1 protein-coding gene is annotated in these 1226 nt (G+C 51.1%); it reads right to left on the bottom strand.

Features of this window, described 5'->3' with window-relative positions; translation table 11 throughout:
- The coding region (locus tag C7447_RS14645) for an HYR domain-containing protein (protein ID WP_148871266.1) at nt 1-1226 on the bottom strand (1226 nt) is incomplete at both ends.

Raw genomic sequence — 1226 nt, 5'->3', positions numbered from 1 at the left:
GCATCCGTTGATGTCCAAGTCACCGTAGTGTCTCCGATTGGGAAGGTTGCTGGCGCATCATTCGTAATCGTTGGTACACCACAGTTGTCTGTGCCTGTTGGGGCTGCTCCTAAACTTACCCCACTTGCGGTACACGTGCCTGCATCTACATTCACCGTGACTGCCGATGGACAAGCACTGATCGTTGGATTGATATTGTCTACTACTGTAACTACTTGTGTACACGTAGCGGTGTTTCCTGCGGCATCCGTTGATGTCCAAGTCACCGTAGTGTCTCCGATTGGGAAGGTTGCTGGCGCATCATTCGTAATCGTTGGTACGCCACAGTTGTCTGTGCCTGTTGGGGCTGCTCCTAAACTTACCCCACTTGCTGTACACGTGCCTGCATCTACATTCACCGTGACTGCCGATGGACAAGCACTGATCGTTGGATTGATATTGTCTACTACTGTAACTACTTGTGTACACGTAGCGGTGTTTCCTGCAGCATCCGTTGATGTCCAAGTCACCGTAGTGTCTCCGATTGGGAAGGTTGCTGGCGCATCATTCGTGATCGTTGGTACACCACAGTTGTCTGTGCCTGTTGGGGCTGCTCCTAAACTTACCCCACTTGCTGTACACGTGCCTGCATCTACATTCACCGTGACTGCCGATGGACAAGCACTGATCGTTGGATTGATATTGTCTACTACTGTGACTACTTGTGTACACGTAGCGGTGTTTCCTGCAGCATCCGTTGATGTCCAAGTCACCGTAGTGTCTCCGATTGGGAAGGTTGCTGGCGCATCATTCGTGATCGTTGGTACGCCACAGTTGTCTGTGCCTGTTGGGGCTGCTCCTAAACTTACCCCACTTGCGGTACACGTGCCTGCATCTACATTCACCGTGACTGCCGATGGACAAGCACTGATCGTTGGATTGATATTGTCTACTACTGTAACTACTTGTGTACACGTAGCGGTGTTTCCTGCGGCATCCGTTGATGTCCAAGTCACCGTAGTGTCTCCGATTGGGAAGGTTGCTGGCGCATCATTCGTAATCGTTGATACACCACAGTTGTCTGTGCCTGTTGGGGCTGCTCCTAAACTTACCCCACTTGCGGTACACGTGCCTGCATCTACATTCACCGTCACTGCCGATGGACAAGCACTGATCGTTGGATTGATATTGTCTACTACTGTAACTACTTGTGTACACGTAGCGGTGTTTCCTGCGGCATCCGTTGA

Origin of the sequence: Tenacibaculum adriaticum, from assembly GCF_008124875.1 — a bacterium.
GTDB lineage: Bacteria > Bacteroidota > Bacteroidia > Flavobacteriales > Flavobacteriaceae > Polaribacter > Polaribacter adriaticus.
This window is presented reverse-complemented; position numbering and strand designations above follow the sequence as displayed.